At 73.8% G+C, this 14,226-nt stretch carries 14 protein-coding genes and 1 pseudogene; 7 read left to right on the forward strand and 8 right to left on the reverse strand.

Going from position 1 to position 14,226, the window contains the following annotated elements; all coding sequences use genetic code 11:
* Positions 1–93: 93 nt before the first annotated feature.
* Entirely contained in the window at positions 94–2,583 is a 2,490-nt protein-coding gene (locus ACZ5OX_RS02215; protein WP_465628271.1) for a Tex family protein, read from the reverse strand.
* A 259-nt stretch (positions 2,584–2,842) separates the two neighbouring features.
* Between ACZ5OX_RS02215 and ACZ5OX_RS02220 the strand changes: the two genes are divergently transcribed.
* Positions 2,843–3,742, forward strand: coding sequence for an aminoglycoside phosphotransferase family protein (locus ACZ5OX_RS02220; protein ID WP_465628272.1), 900 nt, complete (start codon positions 2,843–2,845; stop codon positions 3,740–3,742).
* A gap of 26 nt (positions 3,743–3,768) precedes the next feature.
* Here the strand turns inward: ACZ5OX_RS02220 and ACZ5OX_RS02225 are convergent, their stop codons facing one another.
* Positions 3,769–4,110 carry a DUF5713 family protein gene (locus ACZ5OX_RS02225; protein ID WP_465628273.1) on the reverse strand — a complete coding sequence of 114 codons (342 nt, stop codon included), beginning with the start codon at positions 4,108–4,110 and terminating at the stop codon, positions 3,769–3,771.
* 184 nt (positions 4,111–4,294) lie between these two features.
* Here ACZ5OX_RS02225 and ACZ5OX_RS02230 point away from each other — a divergent pair, with 184 nt between their 5' ends.
* From ACZ5OX_RS02230 to ACZ5OX_RS02240, 3 genes are all read left to right on the forward strand, one after another.
* Complete coding sequence (locus ACZ5OX_RS02230) at positions 4,295–4,930, forward strand: TetR/AcrR family transcriptional regulator (RefSeq protein WP_465628274.1); 636 nt, start codon at positions 4,295–4,297, stop codon at positions 4,928–4,930.
* Between the two features lie 22 nt (positions 4,931–4,952).
* Positions 4,953–5,687: a tyrosine-protein phosphatase gene (locus ACZ5OX_RS02235; protein ID WP_465628275.1), complete on the forward strand. Its 735-nt coding sequence runs from the start codon at positions 4,953–4,955 to the stop codon at positions 5,685–5,687.
* Between the two features lie 95 nt (positions 5,688–5,782).
* Entirely contained in the window at positions 5,783–6,352 is a 570-nt protein-coding gene (locus tag ACZ5OX_RS02240) for a DinB family protein (protein ID WP_465628276.1), read from the forward strand.
* Positions 6,353–6,367: 15 nt separating this feature from the next.
* Here the strand turns inward: ACZ5OX_RS02240 and ACZ5OX_RS02245 are convergent, their stop codons facing one another.
* The gene (locus ACZ5OX_RS02245; protein ID WP_465628277.1) at positions 6,368–7,321 is read right to left on the reverse strand and encodes a pentapeptide repeat-containing protein; all 954 of its coding nucleotides are present in this window, start codon (positions 7,319–7,321) and stop codon (positions 6,368–6,370) included.
* Positions 7,322–7,466: 145 nt separating this feature from the next.
* Between ACZ5OX_RS02245 and ACZ5OX_RS02250 the strand changes: the two genes are divergently transcribed.
* Positions 7,467–8,135 (forward strand): GNAT family N-acetyltransferase, encoded by a 669-nt coding sequence (locus ACZ5OX_RS02250; RefSeq protein WP_465628278.1) that lies wholly within the window; start codon positions 7,467–7,469, stop codon positions 8,133–8,135.
* Here ACZ5OX_RS02250 and ACZ5OX_RS02255 read toward each other — a convergent pair.
* Together ACZ5OX_RS02255 and ACZ5OX_RS02260 are read right to left on the reverse strand one after the other, a co-directional pair.
* Positions 8,132–8,905 (reverse strand): SGNH/GDSL hydrolase family protein, encoded by a 774-nt coding sequence (locus ACZ5OX_RS02255; RefSeq protein ID WP_449789968.1) that lies wholly within the window; start codon positions 8,903–8,905, stop codon positions 8,132–8,134. The two genes, ACZ5OX_RS02250 and ACZ5OX_RS02255, sit on opposite strands and share 4 nt — an antisense overlap.
* Positions 8,906–9,157: 252 nt before the next feature.
* Positions 9,158–9,511: pseudogene (locus tag ACZ5OX_RS02260) on the reverse strand (winged helix-turn-helix transcriptional regulator); the annotation flags it as partial.
* Between the two features lie 97 nt (positions 9,512–9,608).
* Between ACZ5OX_RS02260 and ACZ5OX_RS02265 the strand changes: the two are divergent.
* Positions 9,609–10,823: a pyridoxal phosphate-dependent aminotransferase gene (locus ACZ5OX_RS02265; RefSeq protein ID WP_392868994.1), complete on the forward strand. Its 1,215-nt coding sequence runs from the start codon at positions 9,609–9,611 to the stop codon at positions 10,821–10,823.
* 19 nt (positions 10,824–10,842) lie between these two features.
* On the forward strand, positions 10,843–11,175 hold the full coding sequence (locus tag ACZ5OX_RS02270; RefSeq protein WP_465628279.1) for a YnfA family protein: 333 nt from the start codon (positions 10,843–10,845) through the stop codon (positions 11,173–11,175).
* 58 nt (positions 11,176–11,233) lie between these two features.
* On the opposite strand, the gene ACZ5OX_RS02275 is transcribed toward ACZ5OX_RS02270, so the two are convergent.
* The 3 genes from ACZ5OX_RS02275 to ACZ5OX_RS02285 all read right to left on the reverse strand — a co-directional run bounded on the left by ACZ5OX_RS02275 (position 11,234) and on the right by ACZ5OX_RS02285 (position 13,932).
* The gene (locus ACZ5OX_RS02275; RefSeq protein WP_465628280.1) at positions 11,234–12,901 is read right to left on the reverse strand and encodes a purple acid phosphatase family protein; all 1,668 of its coding nucleotides are present in this window, start codon (positions 12,899–12,901) and stop codon (positions 11,234–11,236) included.
* 209 nt (positions 12,902–13,110) lie between these two features.
* Positions 13,111–13,365: a hypothetical protein gene (locus ACZ5OX_RS02280; RefSeq protein ID WP_359912273.1), complete on the reverse strand. Its 255-nt coding sequence runs from the start codon at positions 13,363–13,365 to the stop codon at positions 13,111–13,113.
* A gap of 150 nt (positions 13,366–13,515) precedes the next feature.
* Positions 13,516–13,932 (reverse strand): (2Fe-2S) ferredoxin domain-containing protein, encoded by a 417-nt coding sequence (locus tag ACZ5OX_RS02285; RefSeq protein WP_402410993.1) that lies wholly within the window; start codon positions 13,930–13,932, stop codon positions 13,516–13,518.
* Positions 13,933–14,226: the final 294 nt, after the last annotated feature.

Raw genomic sequence — 14,226 nt, forward strand, 5'->3', positions numbered from 1 at the left:
GGAGAGAAGGACAGAGGAAAACAACTGTACGGCTTATCATACCACCCCCCCCCCCCCCCCCCCCCCCGGGCCGTCGTCGGTCGAGGGCCCGGCTCAGCGCCGCCCGGAGCGGCGAGCGCCCGAGCCGCCCTCGCCGCCGCCGGCCAGGCCGGCCCGGCGCAGCGCGTCCGCCATGGCGCTGTTGGCCGGCGCGCCGCCGCCGAAGCCGCCGCGGTCCCCGCCCTGGCCGCCACCGCGCCGGTCCTGGCCGCCGCGACCGCCCTGGCCGCCCTGGCCGCTCTGACCGCCCTGGCCGCCGCCGCGGCGCTCCTGGCGGGGCGGGCGGGCCTGCCGCTCGCCGCGGTCGCCGCGGTCCCCGCCGCGCTCGCGCCCGACCTCGTCGTCCAGCCGCAGGGTCAGCCCGATCCGCTTGCGCGGCACGTCCACCGAGAGCACCCGGACCTTGACGATGTCGCCGGGCTTGACCACCTCGCGCGGGTCCTTGACGAAGTTCCGCGACAGCGCCGAGACGTGCACCAGCCCGTCCTGGTGGACGCCCACGTCCACGAACGCGCCGAAGGCGGCGACGTTGGTGACCACGCCCTCCAGCACCATGCCGACCTCCAGGTCGCCGATCTTGTCGACGCCCTCCTTGAAGGTCGCGGTGCGGAAGGCCGGGCGCGGGTCCCGGCCCGGCTTGTCCAGCTCGCCGAGGATGTCGGTGACGGTCGGGACGCCGAAGGTGTCGTCGGCGAAGTCCGCCGGGCGCAGCGCCCGCAACCGCTCGCCGTTGCCGATCAGTTCGCGCAGCTCCCCGCCGGTCGCGGCCAGGATGCGGCGCACCACCGGGTAGGCCTCGGGGTGCACGCTGGAGGCGTCCAGCGGGTCCTCGCCGCCGGGGATGCGCAGGAAGCCGGCGCACTGCTCGAAGGCCTTGGGGCCGAGCCGGGAGACGTCCTTGAGCTGCCGGCGGGTGCGGAACGGGCCGTTGGCGTCGCGGTGCGCCACGATGTTGTCGGCCAGCGTGCCGGTGATCCCGGAGACCCGGGTGAGCAGCGGCGCCGAGGCGGTGTTGACGTCCACGCCGACGGCGTTGACGCAGTCCTCGACCACTGCGTCCAGCGAACGGGAGAGCTTCACCTCGCTCAGGTCGTGCTGGTACTGGCCGACGCCGATCGACTTGGGGTCGATCTTGACCAGTTCGGCCAGCGGGTCCTGGAGCCGGCGGGCGATCGAGACCGCGCCGCGGATCGACACGTCCAGGTCAGGCAGCTCCTGCGAGGCGAACGCGGAGGCCGAGTAGACCGAGGCGCCGGCCTCGCTGACCATCGCCTTGGTGAGCTTCAGCTCGGGGTGGCGCCCCAGCAGGTCCTCGGCGAGCTTGTCGGTCTCCCGGGAGGCGGTGCCGTTGCCGATCGCGATCAGGTCGACGTCGTGCTTCTTCGCCAGCGCCGCCAGGGTCGCCAGCGCCGCGTCCCACTTGTTGGCGGGCTGGTGCGGGTAGATCGTGTCGTACGCGACGACCTTGCCGGTGGCGTCCACCACGGCGACCTTCACCCCGGTGCGGAAACCCGGGTCCAGGCCCATGGTGGCGCGGGTGCCGGCCGGGGCGGCGAGCAGCAGGTCGCGCAGGTTCGCGGCGAAGACCCGCACCGCCTCGTCCTCGGCCTCGGCGCGCAGCCGGGACCGCAGGTCGATGCCGAGCCGGACCAGGATGCGGGTGCGCCAGGCCCAGCGGACGGTGTCGCCGAGCCACTTGTCGGCCGGGCGGCCGCGGTCGGCGATGCCGAAGCGGGCGGCGATCCGCTGCTCGTAGTCGTTCTCGCCGGGCAGGTCGCCCTCGGTGTCGCCGTCGTACGGGGAGAAGTCGAGGTCGAGCACCTCCTCCTTCTCGCCGCGCAGCATCGCGAGGATGCGGTGCGAGGGGAGCTTGGTGTACGGCTCGGCGAAGTCGAAGTAGTCGGCGAACTTGGCGCCGTCGCCCTCCTTGCCGTCGCGGACCCTGGCGACCAGCCGGCCGCGGGTCCACATCCGCTCGCGCAGCGAGCCGACCAGGTCGGCGTCCTCACCGAAGCGCTCGACCAGGATCGCCCGGGCGCCCTCCAGCGCGGCGGGGCCGTCCGCGACCGACTCGTTCAGGTACTGCGCGGCCAGCACGGCCGGGTCCTGGGACGGGTCGGCGAGCAGGGTGTCGGCGAGCGGCTCCAGGCCGGCCTCGCGGGCGATCTGCGCCTTGGTGCGCCGCTTCGGCTTGAACGGCAGGTAGATGTCCTCCAGGCGGGCCTTGGAGTCGGCGGCGAGCACCTGGGCGCGCAGCGCGTCGTCCAGCTTGCCCTGCGCCTCGATCGACTCCAGGACGGCCGCCCGGCGGTCCTCCAGCTCGCGCAGGTAGCGCAGCCGCTCCTCCAGGGCACGCAGCTGGGCGTCGTCCAGGGAGCCGGTGACCTCCTTGCGGTAGCGGGCCACGAACGGGACGGTCGCGCCGCCGTCGAGCAGTTCGACGGCCGCCTTCACCTGCCCTTCGCGGACGCCCAGTTCCTCGGCGATCTTCCGCTCGATCGCCTGCTGGGCCTGCCGGGCCACCTGTTCGACTGGCGTGGTCACGAAGCCGGTCACCTTCTCCATCAGTGCTTGCGCCGTACGCCCTGCATTCTGGCAGGTGCCGACGGCGACGCCCGGGCGCCCCCGGGGCGGCCGGGCGTGGCGCGGTGCCGCGCTCCGGCGGGGCGGCGGCGCCGGGGCTTCGGCCGGCCGCCTTCCGGCGGGCCCCGCTCGGGCGGATCCTCGACGAACCGGCCTCGGAACGTGCGCAGTTCGGGAATCCTGCTGAACGGAAACGATCGGGCGCTGTACGCTGCCGGACATGTGCGCTGCCACCCGGATGCACCCCGACGGACCGGTGGTCGACGCGGCCCTGGTGCGGCGGCTGATCGCCGCCCAGTTCCCCCAGTGGGAGCGCCTCCCGATCACCCCCGTCTCCGCCCCCGGCGCGGACAACGCGATGTTCCGCCTCGGGCCCGAACTCGCCGTCCGGCTGCCGCTGGTGGCCTGGGCCGCCGACGGCCTGCGGCGGGAGCGGCAGTGGCTGTCCCGGCTGGCGCCACGGCTGCCGCTGCCCGTTCCGGCACCGCTCGACGTCGGCCAGCCCGCCGCCGGCTACCCGTGGCAGTGGTCGGTGCTGCGCTGGCTGGGCGGCACCAACCCGGTGGTCAACTCGCTGGCCGCGCCCGGGGACCTGGCCGGCGACCTGGCCCGCTTCGTCAACGCGCTGCGCGCCGCCGACCCGGCCGGCGCCCCGCCCTCCCAGCGCAGCGTCCCGCTCGCCTCCCGGGACGGCGCCACCCGCGCGGCCATCGCCCAGCTCGCCGGCTCGATCAACACGGCGGCCGCAACCGCCCTGTGGGACAAGGCGCTTCGGCTGCCCGAGTACGCCGGGCCGCCGGTCTGGACGCACGGCGACCTCACCCCCGGCAACCTGCTGGTCGCCCCCACCGGCCGGCTCTCCGCCGTCCTCGACTTCGCCCTGATGGGCGTCGGCGACCCGACCGCCGACCTGATCGCCGCCTGGAACCTGCTGCCCGCCACCGCCCGCCCGGCCTTCCGCGCCGCCCTCGGCGCGGACGAGGCCATGTGGGCCCGCGGCCGGGCCTGGGCGTTCTCCATCGCCCTGGTGACGATCCCGTACTACCGCCACACCGACCAGGCACTGACCGCCAACGCCCGCCACGTCGTCCGCGAGGTGCTCGCCGACCGCAGCGCGTAGGGGCCCTACGACAACCGGCCCGCCGGTCACCAGTTACGGGGCGCGACCAGCTCCTCCACGTCCACGTCCATGAAGCCGTAGGCCGTCGCGACGATCCAGAAGTCCTCGGCGATCTCCTCCCGCGCCACCGTCTCGATTTCGCTCCCGGCCGCCTCGAACTCCGCCTCCAGGAGGTTGAACTCCTCCGTCGCGGCGTGGGAGAGCACGTACAGGGCCGTCAGGTCCGCCGGCCGCTCGGCCTCGATCCGCTCGCACAGCCGCACCAGGATCGCCTTGCCCTTGTCGACGACGTGATCGGGGAAGTACGGGTCCCGGTACATCCCCCGCAGGAACGCGTGCTCCGCCACCCGCTGATTCGTGATCGCCACGATGCCCTCTCCGCTTCCGTCCGTGCCACAGGAGTACCGACGGGCCGATCGTGCCCGACGGCACTGACAACGACGGCGCCCGGGCCGCGGGCGCCGGTCCGGGGCGTATCCGCCGGGGACACACCCGACGGGCGACCGGGTCCAAAACCTGCCCCGGTCAATGCCCGCTGCTAGCCTGGGCCGCATGACCGGACTGCGGGAGCTGAAGAAGGAGCGGACCAGGCGGGCCATCTCGGAGGCGGCCATCGCGCTCTTCCTCGAGCACGGCTTCGACCGGGTTTCGGTGGCGGACGTCGCGGCGGCCGCCGAGGTCTCCAAGCCGACGCTGTTCTCCTACTTCCCCAGCAAGGAGGACCTGGTCGTCCACCGCTTCGCCGACCACCAGGAGCAGTCCGCGGAGGTGATCCGCACCCGGCTGCCCGGCGAGCCGGTGCTCGACGCGCTGCTGCGGGACTTCCTGGCCGGCCTCGGCCGGCGCGACCCGGTCACCGGCCTCAACGACCACCCGGCGGTACTCGCCTTCACCGGCCTGGTCTACGGCACTCCCAGCCTGGCCGCCCGGGTCGGCGAGTACGTGGCGCGCGCCGAGCGGTCACTGGCCTCGGCGCTGCGCGAGGACCCCGGGCTGCCCGGGCCCCGGGAGCTCACCGCCGCCCTGCTCGCCGCGCAGGTCACCGCCACCCAGCGGGTCCTCGCCCTGCACAACTGGCGTCGCATCCAGGACGGCCGCACCGCCGACGACCTGCACGCCGAGGCCGTCGGGGACGCCACCCGCGCCTTCGACCTGCTCGCCCACGGCTACCCGCCCGCCGGGGCCTGAGGTCTTCTTCTAGAGTGCGCGCATGACGACGCGCCACCACTCCTTCGACGCCCTGCACAACTTCCGCGACCTGGGCGGCTATCCGGCCTCCGACGGACGGTCCGTCCGGTGGGGACTGCTCTACCGCTCCGACTCGCTCGGCAAGCTCACCTCGCCCGCGGACCTCGACCGGCTGCGGGCGCTGGGCGTACGGACCGTGATCGACCTGCGCTACCCCTGGGAGATCGCCGCAAAGGGCCGGGTGCCCGAGTTCGAGGGCCTGGAGTACCACAACCTCTCGATCGAGCACCGCCCGTACGACCAGGCCGAGATCGACCCGGAGCTCGACCCCTGGCGCTACCTCGCGGACCGCTTCGCCGAGGTCGCCGAGGACGGGGTGAAGGAGATCCGCCAGGCCCTGGACGTGATCACCGCCGCCGAGGCCCCGGTGGTCTTCCACTGCGCCTCCGGCAAGGACCGCACCGGGCTGATCGCCGCCCTGCTGCTCACCCTGCTCGGCGTCGACGAGGACGTCATCGCCGCCGACTTCGCCCTCACCGAGCTCGCCACCGCGCACTTCGTCGCCGAGTGGCACGCCGCCCACCCGGGCCGCACGCTGCGCTGGCCCGGCTACGGGCGCGCCCCCGAGACCGTGATCCGGCTCGCCCTCGCCGACCTCGCCGACCGCCACGGCTCCGTCGAGGCCTACCTGACCGGCGTCCTCGGCATCGACCGCGCGCAGGCCGACGCCCTGCGCGCCCGGCTGCTGACCGGCTGAGCGGCTGAGCGCGCGGGCGCCTCGCCAGGCCTGGCCGCACCCCGCCTGGCCGCAGGGGCGATAACCAGTGGCGGGGAGGGCGGTCGGGGCCGACGATGCACGGCATGAGCGAACAACCCGCGCGATGGACCGAGGCGACCGTCCACCCCGACATGTGGGCCGACCCGGACGACGACCCCCGCAACAACGAAGGACCCGGCCCCGACGGCGAACTCGCCACGCTCCAGGGCTTTCTGACGAACTACCGGCTGACCCTGCGGATGAAGTGCGACGGCCTGGCCCCGGAGCAGCTGGCCCGCCGCTCGGTGCCGCCGTCGACGATGTCGCTGCTCGGGCTGGTCCGGCACCTGGCCGAGGTGGAGCGGGACTGGCGGAACTGGATCACCGACGGCGAGCCGCTGCCCAGGCTGTACGGCCCACGGGACGCGGACTTCGACGGGGCCGTCGGCGAGCAGGCCGTGGCGGACGCCGCGTTCCGCGACCTGGAGCGCGAACAGGCCGCGCTGGACGCCGAGTTGGCCGACTACCAGGACCTGGGCGAGCGGGTCGGCAAGGAGCGGATCTCGATCAGGGAGCTGCAGGTGCACCGGATCGAGGAGTACGCCCGCCACTGCGGCCACGCCGACCTGCTGCGCGAGTGCGTCGACGGTCGGGTGGGCCAGTAGCGGCGCCGGCAGGCGTCAGCGGCGGCGGTTGCCCCGGGCGGGGCGGCCGCCGCCCTTGCCGGAGCCGGGTCCGGAGCCGCCCTTGCCGGAGCGGGGTCCGGAGCCGCCCTTGGCCGCCGGGGCCGGCGCGGTCTCGGGCCAGTGGCCGGGCCGGGCGAGGGCGTCCGGGAGGCGGGTGGTGGCGTCGCCGCGGGCGGCGTCGAGCTGGGCCTGGGTGAGGAAAAGGGCCGTGCCGAGGTCCGCGCCGGCCAGGTTGGCGTCCCGCAGGTCGGCACCGACCAGGTCGGCGAGGCGCAGGTCCGCGCCGGAGAGGTCGGCCGCGACGAGCAGGGCGCCGCGCAGGTTGGCGCCCTGGAGGTCGGCGCCGCGCAGGCGGGCGCCGAAGAGGTCGGCGCCCCGGTGCTCGCGGCGGCGCGGGACGGCGGCGCGGACCAGTTCACTGGCGCGCAGCAGCAGGTCACTGACCCGCTGCCGGTGGGCCGGGACGTCGACGGCGAGGATCTCCTCGGGGGTGCCGCCGGCCAGCCGGTCGGTCTCCGCCAGCGCCCGCCGCAGTTCGTCGTGGACGGGGAGGGCGGGGGCGAAGGTGAGCGCCTCGGTGAGGTACCGGAGCAGCTCGTGCAGCTGCCGCACGATCGGGAAGACGTCGAACATCGCCTTGGCGCTGTCCGGCTCCTCGCGCCAGCTGCGGCCGCCGAAGGTCACCTGGGAGACCCGCTGCCCGGCGCCGAAGCAGTCGTAGACGGTGCAGCCCTGGAAGCCCGTGTCGCGCAGCCGGGTGTGGATGCCGCAGCGGAAGTCGGCCTGGAGGTTGTGGCAGGGGCTGCCGGCCAGTTTGTTCATGGCGAAGTCGGTGCCGGCGGCGAACGGCAGGGCGACGCAGCAGAGGCCGAAGCAGCTGCCGCAGTCGGCCCGGAGCGGGGTCGGCGCGGCCGCCGTGGGGTCCTGCGGCGACTCGGTCTCGCGCACGTTCCGGGGTCCTTCCAGCAGTCGGGCGCCGGGCGGCGCCGTGGACCCGGAAATCCTACTGGGCGGACGGCCCTCCGCACCGGTAAGTTATGCGGCGCACTAGAGACCATTACACACGAGACCATTACACACGGGGGTGGGCGGCATGCGGGACCCGGACGTCAGGGAGCTGGTCCGGATGTGGATCTCCGGCTGGGCCGTCTCGCGCGGCTCCGCCGAGCCGGTGGACCGGCCCTGGGGCTGGAGCATCGACGTCGGCGCGCCGGTCGGCGAGGTGGGCCGGCACGTGCTGCCGGAGCCGACCGAGGCCGAGGTCCGCGAGCTCGCCGGGACCGTCACCGCGCCGACCACCTGGCTGAAGCTGTTCGCCGAGGACGACACCGTGCGCCCCTGGCTGGACGAGCGGTGGCGCATGGACGTACCGGGCTTCCTGATGAGCGTCCCGCTCGCCGCCGAGCGGCCCGGTGGCCCGGCCGGGTACACCGTGACCACCTGGGAGCGGGGCGGGGTCCTGCGGGTGCTGGTGCGCACCGAGGACGGGCACCTCGCCGCCCGCGGCCAGGCGGGCCTGGCCGGCCCGGTGGCCGTACCGGACCAGATCACCACCGCGCCCGAGCACCGCCGCCGGGGCCTGGGCGCCGTGGTGATGCGGACGCTCCAGTGCGCCGCGTACGAGCGGGGCGCGCGCACCGGCGTGCTGGTCGGCACCCCGGAGGGACAGGCGCTCTACACGGCGCTCGGCTGGACCACACACGCCCCGATGGCGAGCCTGGTCCTGGACCCGACGCCCCCGGGAGCCCGGCGGAGGGCCTAGCCGTACGGCAGCAGCTCCGGCCGCTTCGCCGGGCGGCCGTCGCCGGAGGAGCGGCCGGTGAGGCGGCGGCCGATCCACGGGCCGACGTGGGTGCCCAGCCAGCGGGCGTCCTCGCGCAGTCGCTCGGCGCGGCCGGCCGGGGCGGCGGCGGGCAGCGGGGCGCGCCAGTCGAAGGCGGCGGGGCGGCCGAGCGCCTCCAGCACGCCCTCGGCGACCCGGCGGTGGCCCTCCGGCGACAGGTGCAGGCGGTCCTCGGCCCACAGCCGGCGGTCGTCGAAGCAGGGCGCGGAGAACAGGTCGACCACCGCGAAGCCGTCCTGCCGGCCCAGCTCCTGGACGAAGGCCTTCAGCCGCAGGATGGCGGGCAACAGCCGGGCGCTGCCGGCCAGGCGGCGGGTGGGGTCGGTGCTGGTGAACAGCACGACGGTGGCACCGGTGGCACGCAGCTCGGCGGCGCAGCGGCCGAGCTGCCGCTCGACGGCGGCGATGTCGCAGCCGGGGCGCAGCACGTCGTTGAGGCCGCCGGCCAGGGTGACCAGCTCGGCGCCCATCGCGGCGGCGGGGGCGAGCTGCTCGTCGTGGATCTGGCCGATGAGCTTGCCGCGGACGGCGAGGTTGGCGTACCGGAAGCCGGTGCCGTTCTCGGCGGCCAGTGCCGCGGCGACCCGGTCGGCCCAGCCCTGGTAGTGGCCGTTCGGCAACAGGTCGTCGCACATGCCCTCGGTGAAGGAGTCTCCGACGGCGACGTAGCTGCGGTAGGGGGTGGGCACGGGCTGGCCTCCGCTCTCCTGGGCCGACCAAGGCGATTCGACGATCCGACGATCGTACGTGCGTGCCCGCCCTCGGCCGCAGCGGGCCCCACCGCCCACCGCAGCGGGCCCCACCGCCCACCGCAGCGGGCCCCACCGTCCACCGCGGCGGGCCCCACCGCCCATCGCGGCGGGCTGCCTTGCCCACCGCGGCACCCGGGCGCGCGGCCGTCAGCCGGCCGCGACCGCCGCCTCCTCCTGCTTCCGGGGCGTGAACCAGTGCTCCCGGACGGCGTCGGTGGGCCGCTGCTCGCCGAGGGCGGCCAGGCCCCACTCCCCCAGGGCCTCGACGACCGGTCGCAGTTCGCGGCCGCGCCCGGTCAGCTCGTAGACCATCGCGTTGGCGGGCCGTTCCAGCCGGCGGCGGAGGATCAGCCCGTCGCCCTCCAACTGCTTGAGCCGGGCGGCCAGGATGTCGGTGGAGACGCCGGGCAGGTCGGCGTGCAGGTCGGTGTAGCGGCGCGGGCCGCCGAGGAGCTCACGGACGATCAGGAGGCTCCAGCGCTCCCCCACCGCGTCCAGGGCGCGGGCGACGGCGCAGTACTGGTCGTAGCTTCGGCGTGACATGCGGATCAGCATAGCCAAGAGGTTGGACTTTCCAAGTACACACTTGGTAGAACAAAGCTGAAGCAACGGAGCGGTGGTGACGGTCGGGAGGCCGCAGATGGAGTTTCGGCAGTCCAGCAAGCTGAATGACGTGTGCTACGAGATCCGGGGCCCGGTGGTCGACCAGGCCAACGCCCTGGAGGAGGCCGGGCACAGCGTGCTGCGGCTGAACACCGGCAACCCCGCCCCGTTCGGCTTCGAGGCGCCCGAGGAGATCATCCAGGACATCATCCGCAACCTGCCCGCGGCGCACGGCTACAGCGACTCGCGCGGCATCCTGCCGGCCCGTCGCGCGGTGGTGCAGTACTACCAGCAGCGCGGCGTGCAGGGCGTCACCGTCAACGACGTCTACCTCGGCAACGGCGTCTCCGAGCTGATCCAGATGGCCGTCACCGCGCTGGTGGACGACGGCGACGAGGTGCTCGTGCCGATGCCCGACTACCCGCTCTGGACGGCCGCGGTCCGGCTGGCCGGCGGCAAGGCCGTGCACTACCTGTGCGACGAAGAGGCCGAGTGGTACCCGGACCTGGACGACATCGCCGCCAAGATCACCGCCCGCACCAGGGCGATCGTCGTCATCAACCCCAACAACCCCACCGGCGCGGTCTATCCGAAGGAACTGCTGGAGGGCATCCTCGACCTGGCCCGCCGCCACCACCTGATGGTGCTGGCCGACGAGATCTACGACAAGATCCTCTACGACGGCGCCGAACACCACTGCCTGGCCGCGCTGGCCGACGACGTGCTGACGCTCACCTTCAACGGCCTCTCCAAGGCCTACCGGGTGGCCGGCTTCCGCAGCGGCTGGCTGGTGGTCTCCGGCCCCAAGCAGCACGCCACCGACTACCTGGAGGGCCTGACCATGCTCTCCGGCATGCGGCTGTGCCCCAACGTGCCCGCCCAGTACGCCGTGCAGGCCGCACTCGGCGGCCACCAGTCCATCAACGACCTGGTGCTGCCCGGCGGCCGGCTCACCGAACAGCGCGACATCGCGGTCAAGGCGCTCAACGAGATCCCCGGCGTCAGCTGCGTCAAGCCCAAGGGCGCGCTGTACGCCTTCGCCCGACTGGACCCGGCCGTGCACCGGATCGTCGACGACGAGCGGTTCGTGCTGGACCTGCTGCTGCGCGAGAAGATCCACGTCGTCCAGGGCACCGGCTTCAACTGGCCCCGCCCGGACCACTTCCGCTTCGTCACCCTGCCCCGGGCCGACGACCTGGAGACGGCCATCAACCGGATCGGCCGCTTCCTGGCCACCTACCGCCAGAGCTGACCACGTACGCTGGGCGGCCATGACCGTCCTGCGCTCCGTCGCCCTGTTCGCCCTCGCCGCCCTCGCCGAGATCGGCGGTTGCTGGCTGGTCTGGCAGAGCGTGCGCGAGTCGCGGCCGTGGTGGCTGGCCGGCGTCGGCGTGGTGGTGCTCGGCGCGTACGGCTTCGTCGCCGCGCTGCAGCCGGACAGCCACTTCGGCCGGGTGCTGGCCGCCTACGGCGGGGTGTTCGTGGCCGGCTCGCTGCTGTGGGGCGTGGCGGTGGACGGCTTCCGGCCGACCCGCTACGACGTGCTGGGCGCGCTGATCTGCCTGGCCGGGGTCGGCGTGATCATGTACGGGCCCCGGCGCTGACGTGCACGGGCCCCGGCGCCGGACCTCCGGCGCCGGGGCTCCCCAGGGCCCGACGGGACTACCAGCCCCAGCCGCCGCCCTGGCCGTCGTCGTCCCGGTTCGAGTCCCAGCCCTCGCCGACCTCGCGCAGGATCGTGTAGTTGTCGATCTGCGTGCCGTCCTCGGCGAGCGCGGTGACCTTCATGACCGACTTCTGGCCCAGGTGCTTCGGGGTGACGTCGACCTTGATGAAGGAGTAGCCGGTGTAGCGCACCCGTGACCACTGGATGGCCTCGGGGGTCTTCACCCTGCCCTTGCTCCAGAAGTAGGTCTTGACCTCGTCCTGGTGGTTCTCGTGCCCCTCGTAGGTGTCCGGCACGTCGAACTTGTACAGGCTGCGGCCGGCCGCACCCGCGGTGACGTAGACCACGCCGTCCTTGGCCGGCTCGATGGTGGCGCCGCTCGGCACCTGCTTCGAGACCTTGTTGCCGAGGATCGCGTCGGTGCGCTCGTAGATGTGGTTGTGGCCGTTGATGACCAGGTCCACCCGGTACTTCTCGAACAGCGGCACCCAGGCCTCGCGGACACCGCCGTCGGAGGCGTGCGCGACGGTAGTGGAGAAGGCGCAGTGGTGGAAGAAGACCACGACGAAGTCGATGGTCTCGTCGTTGCGCAGGTCGTTGAGGGTGCGCTCCAGCCACTTGGTCTGCTTGTTCGCCGAGATGCCCAGGTTGGCCGGGATCTCGTAGGAGACGTCGTTGGCGTCCAGCGAGACGACGCCGACGTTCTTGTAGCGGAAGGTGTAGACACCGGGGACGGCGCGCGGGTCCGGGCCGTTGTTCGGCAGGAAGAAGCGGGCGTTCTCGCCGCCGTAGCCGTTCGGCGAGTACCAGGCCTCGATGTCGTGGTTGCCGTACGCGACCATCCACGGGATCTCGGCGGCGACCGTCTCGGTCTGCACCAGGAAGTCGTCCCAGGTCTTCGCGTTGAAGACGGACTTGTCCGGGTCGGTGCCGGAACCGGCCGGGTCGGCGTAGCAGATGTCGCCGGCGTGCAGGTGGAAGGCCGGGTTCTGGGCCTTGATGATGTGGTCGTTGCCGGCCGCGTGCGAGCTGACGCCCTGGTCGCCGAAGGCGGTGAAGGTGAACGGCTCGTACACCTTGCCCCAGCGGTGGTCGCGGGAGGGCGCGGTGCGGAAGGTGTGCAGGGTGGAGATCCGCTGCTGCGAGGCCGGGTCGAAGCCCTCGTGGCCGACACCGTAGTAGTAGGTGGTGTCGGGGCGCAGGTCCTCCAGCGCCACGTGCAGGTAGTACTGGTCCACCGGCTGGCTGGTGGGGGTCAGCGCCGGGGTGTGCAGGGCGCGGACCTCGGCCTGGACCTTGTGGCTCAGTTCCCACGGGGTCTTGCCGAAGCGCAGGAACGGCTTCTTGACCGGGGCCGGCACCTGCCAGGAGATGCGGAACTGGGTGTCCGGCTCCGGGCCGAACTGGAGGTGACGGCCGATCGGCGCGACCAGCGACCCGTCGATGCCGTCGGTCGTGCCACCGGTCAGCAGCTGCGGGCCGGCCGGGGCGGCGAAGGCCGTCCCGCCGCCCAGCGCGCCGCCGACGGCGACGGCGCCCACGGTCACGGCACCGGCGCGCAGCATCCGGCGGCGGGAGAAGCGGGCCCGCAGGTACTCGTGCTGCTCGGCCATGCTCATGCGGTCGGCAAGCTTGGCCGGCACGCCCATGTTGGGGATATCCATGCGCGGGACTCTTCCAGCGGCGCGTTGATCACGCACGGACGCCGGGTGAACGGGTCGCAGCGTACCTCCCATTCGAACGTCAATGTTCGACCATGATTCGGCAAAGGACGTGTCCGTACCGTTCCGACGCCGCATCATGGCCCGCTTCCGCCCCTCGACTTGGGGGTCCGTCGGGTGACGGCGGGGCCGCCCGCGAGTGCGGCCAGGGGTCAGCCGGAGGGCTCGTCCCACTGGGTGGCGGCCCGGTTGCCGGTGCCGTCGCAGGTGCGGCAGATCTCGTCCCGGTACGCGTGCTTGGCGCCGGTCGCGTCCACCCGGTAGCGCACGTACACCCCGGTGCCGTCGCAGAGGAAGCAGTTGCCGCCCCCGCCGCCCACCTCGGTGGTGCCGGTGCCCTGGCAGGTCCGGCAGCTGAGCCCGGCGGTCCGGCCGGTGCCCGCGCAGATGCGGCAGACCGTCGTCATCGGCTTCCTCCCTCGCGCGCAGACGGCTCGGCGCCGTCCGGGACGGTCCGACGCCACCGGTCATGGTAGTGGTGATGACCCGGGGACAGGCCCTGCTCCGCCTCTGGTGGATACGATCTGACGATCAGCCCGTAGTGCCGGGGCGCCGTCTCACTCGGGCAGGCCCTCGCGCACCCGCCGGGAGACCGAGATCAGCTGGAGGTCGAGCAGCCCCGGCGGATCGGCCAGGCCCGGACCGCCCGCGCGCACCCAGGCGGCGATGTCGTCGATCATCTCGTCCATCAGCACGAAGCCCAGCCAGACCGGCCGGCCGCCCGCCGCCCGGCCCTCGGCGGAGGGGCCGACCACCACCACGTTGGACTGGGTGCACACGTCCAGGCAGGTGACCGCCCGGACCCGGCCCGCCGAGCCCACCGCCGTCCGCAGCCGCTCGTACTGGCCCGCGTGGTCCACCCCGGGGTGCTTCGCCTCGGTGCCGCAGCAGCAGCCCCGGCAGACCGTGACGGTCACCGGGGCGCCGGCGCCCCGCTTGCGGTCCCGGGCACCGTCGCGGTCTCGGCGGCTCATCGGTTCTCCTGACCCCTCCTGGTCGGCGGCGCGCTGCGCACCGGCCTCCGCACTGTACCCGTCACCCCTCCGGCGCCCCGGCCGCGGGTCCCGCCGGACGGCCGCCCGGGGGCCTGCCCCTCGGGCCTGCGCGGACCCGGCAAGGACCCAGGAGGCGGGCCCTGGAGGCACGGACCGGTAGATGTCGGCCACCGGGACGCCGTTCCCGGAGTGTCGCCGCCGGAATGTCGCTCCCGGGGTGTAGATCGGGGGGTTCAGGCCGGGGGGCGGCGGATCGGGGGGTCCGATCGGGTT

Source organism: Kitasatospora sp. NPDC032121 (assembly GCF_055580145.1).

Bases quoted from the DNA above. Each gene is read 5' to 3' on its own strand.
- ACZ5OX_RS02220 (WP_465628272.1), top strand. From the start codon at position 2,843: ATGTGCGCTGCCACCCGGATGCACCCCGACGGACCGGTGGTCGACGCG.
- ACZ5OX_RS02230 (WP_465628274.1), top strand. From the start codon at position 4,295: ATGACCGGACTGCGGGAGCTGAAGAAGGAGCGGACCAGGCGGGCCATC.
- ACZ5OX_RS02235 (WP_465628275.1), top strand. From the start codon at position 4,953: ATGACGACGCGCCACCACTCCTTCGACGCCCTGCACAACTTCCGCGAC.
- ACZ5OX_RS02240 (WP_465628276.1), top strand. From the start codon at position 5,783: ATGCACGGCATGAGCGAACAACCCGCGCGATGGACCGAGGCGACCGTC.
- ACZ5OX_RS02250 (WP_465628278.1), top strand. From the start codon at position 7,467: ATGCGGGACCCGGACGTCAGGGAGCTGGTCCGGATGTGGATCTCCGGC.
- ACZ5OX_RS02265 (WP_392868994.1), top strand. From the start codon at position 9,609: ATGGAGTTTCGGCAGTCCAGCAAGCTGAATGACGTGTGCTACGAGATC.
- ACZ5OX_RS02270 (WP_465628279.1), top strand. From the start codon at position 10,843: ATGACCGTCCTGCGCTCCGTCGCCCTGTTCGCCCTCGCCGCCCTCGCC.
- ACZ5OX_RS02275 (WP_465628280.1), bottom strand. From the start codon at position 12,901: ATGGATATCCCCAACATGGGCGTGCCGGCCAAGCTTGCCGACCGCATG.
- ACZ5OX_RS02280 (WP_359912273.1), bottom strand. From the start codon at position 13,365: ATGACGACGGTCTGCCGCATCTGCGCGGGCACCGGCCGGACCGCCGGG.
- ACZ5OX_RS02285 (WP_402410993.1), bottom strand. From the start codon at position 13,932: ATGAGCCGCCGAGACCGCGACGGTGCCCGGGACCGCAAGCGGGGCGCC.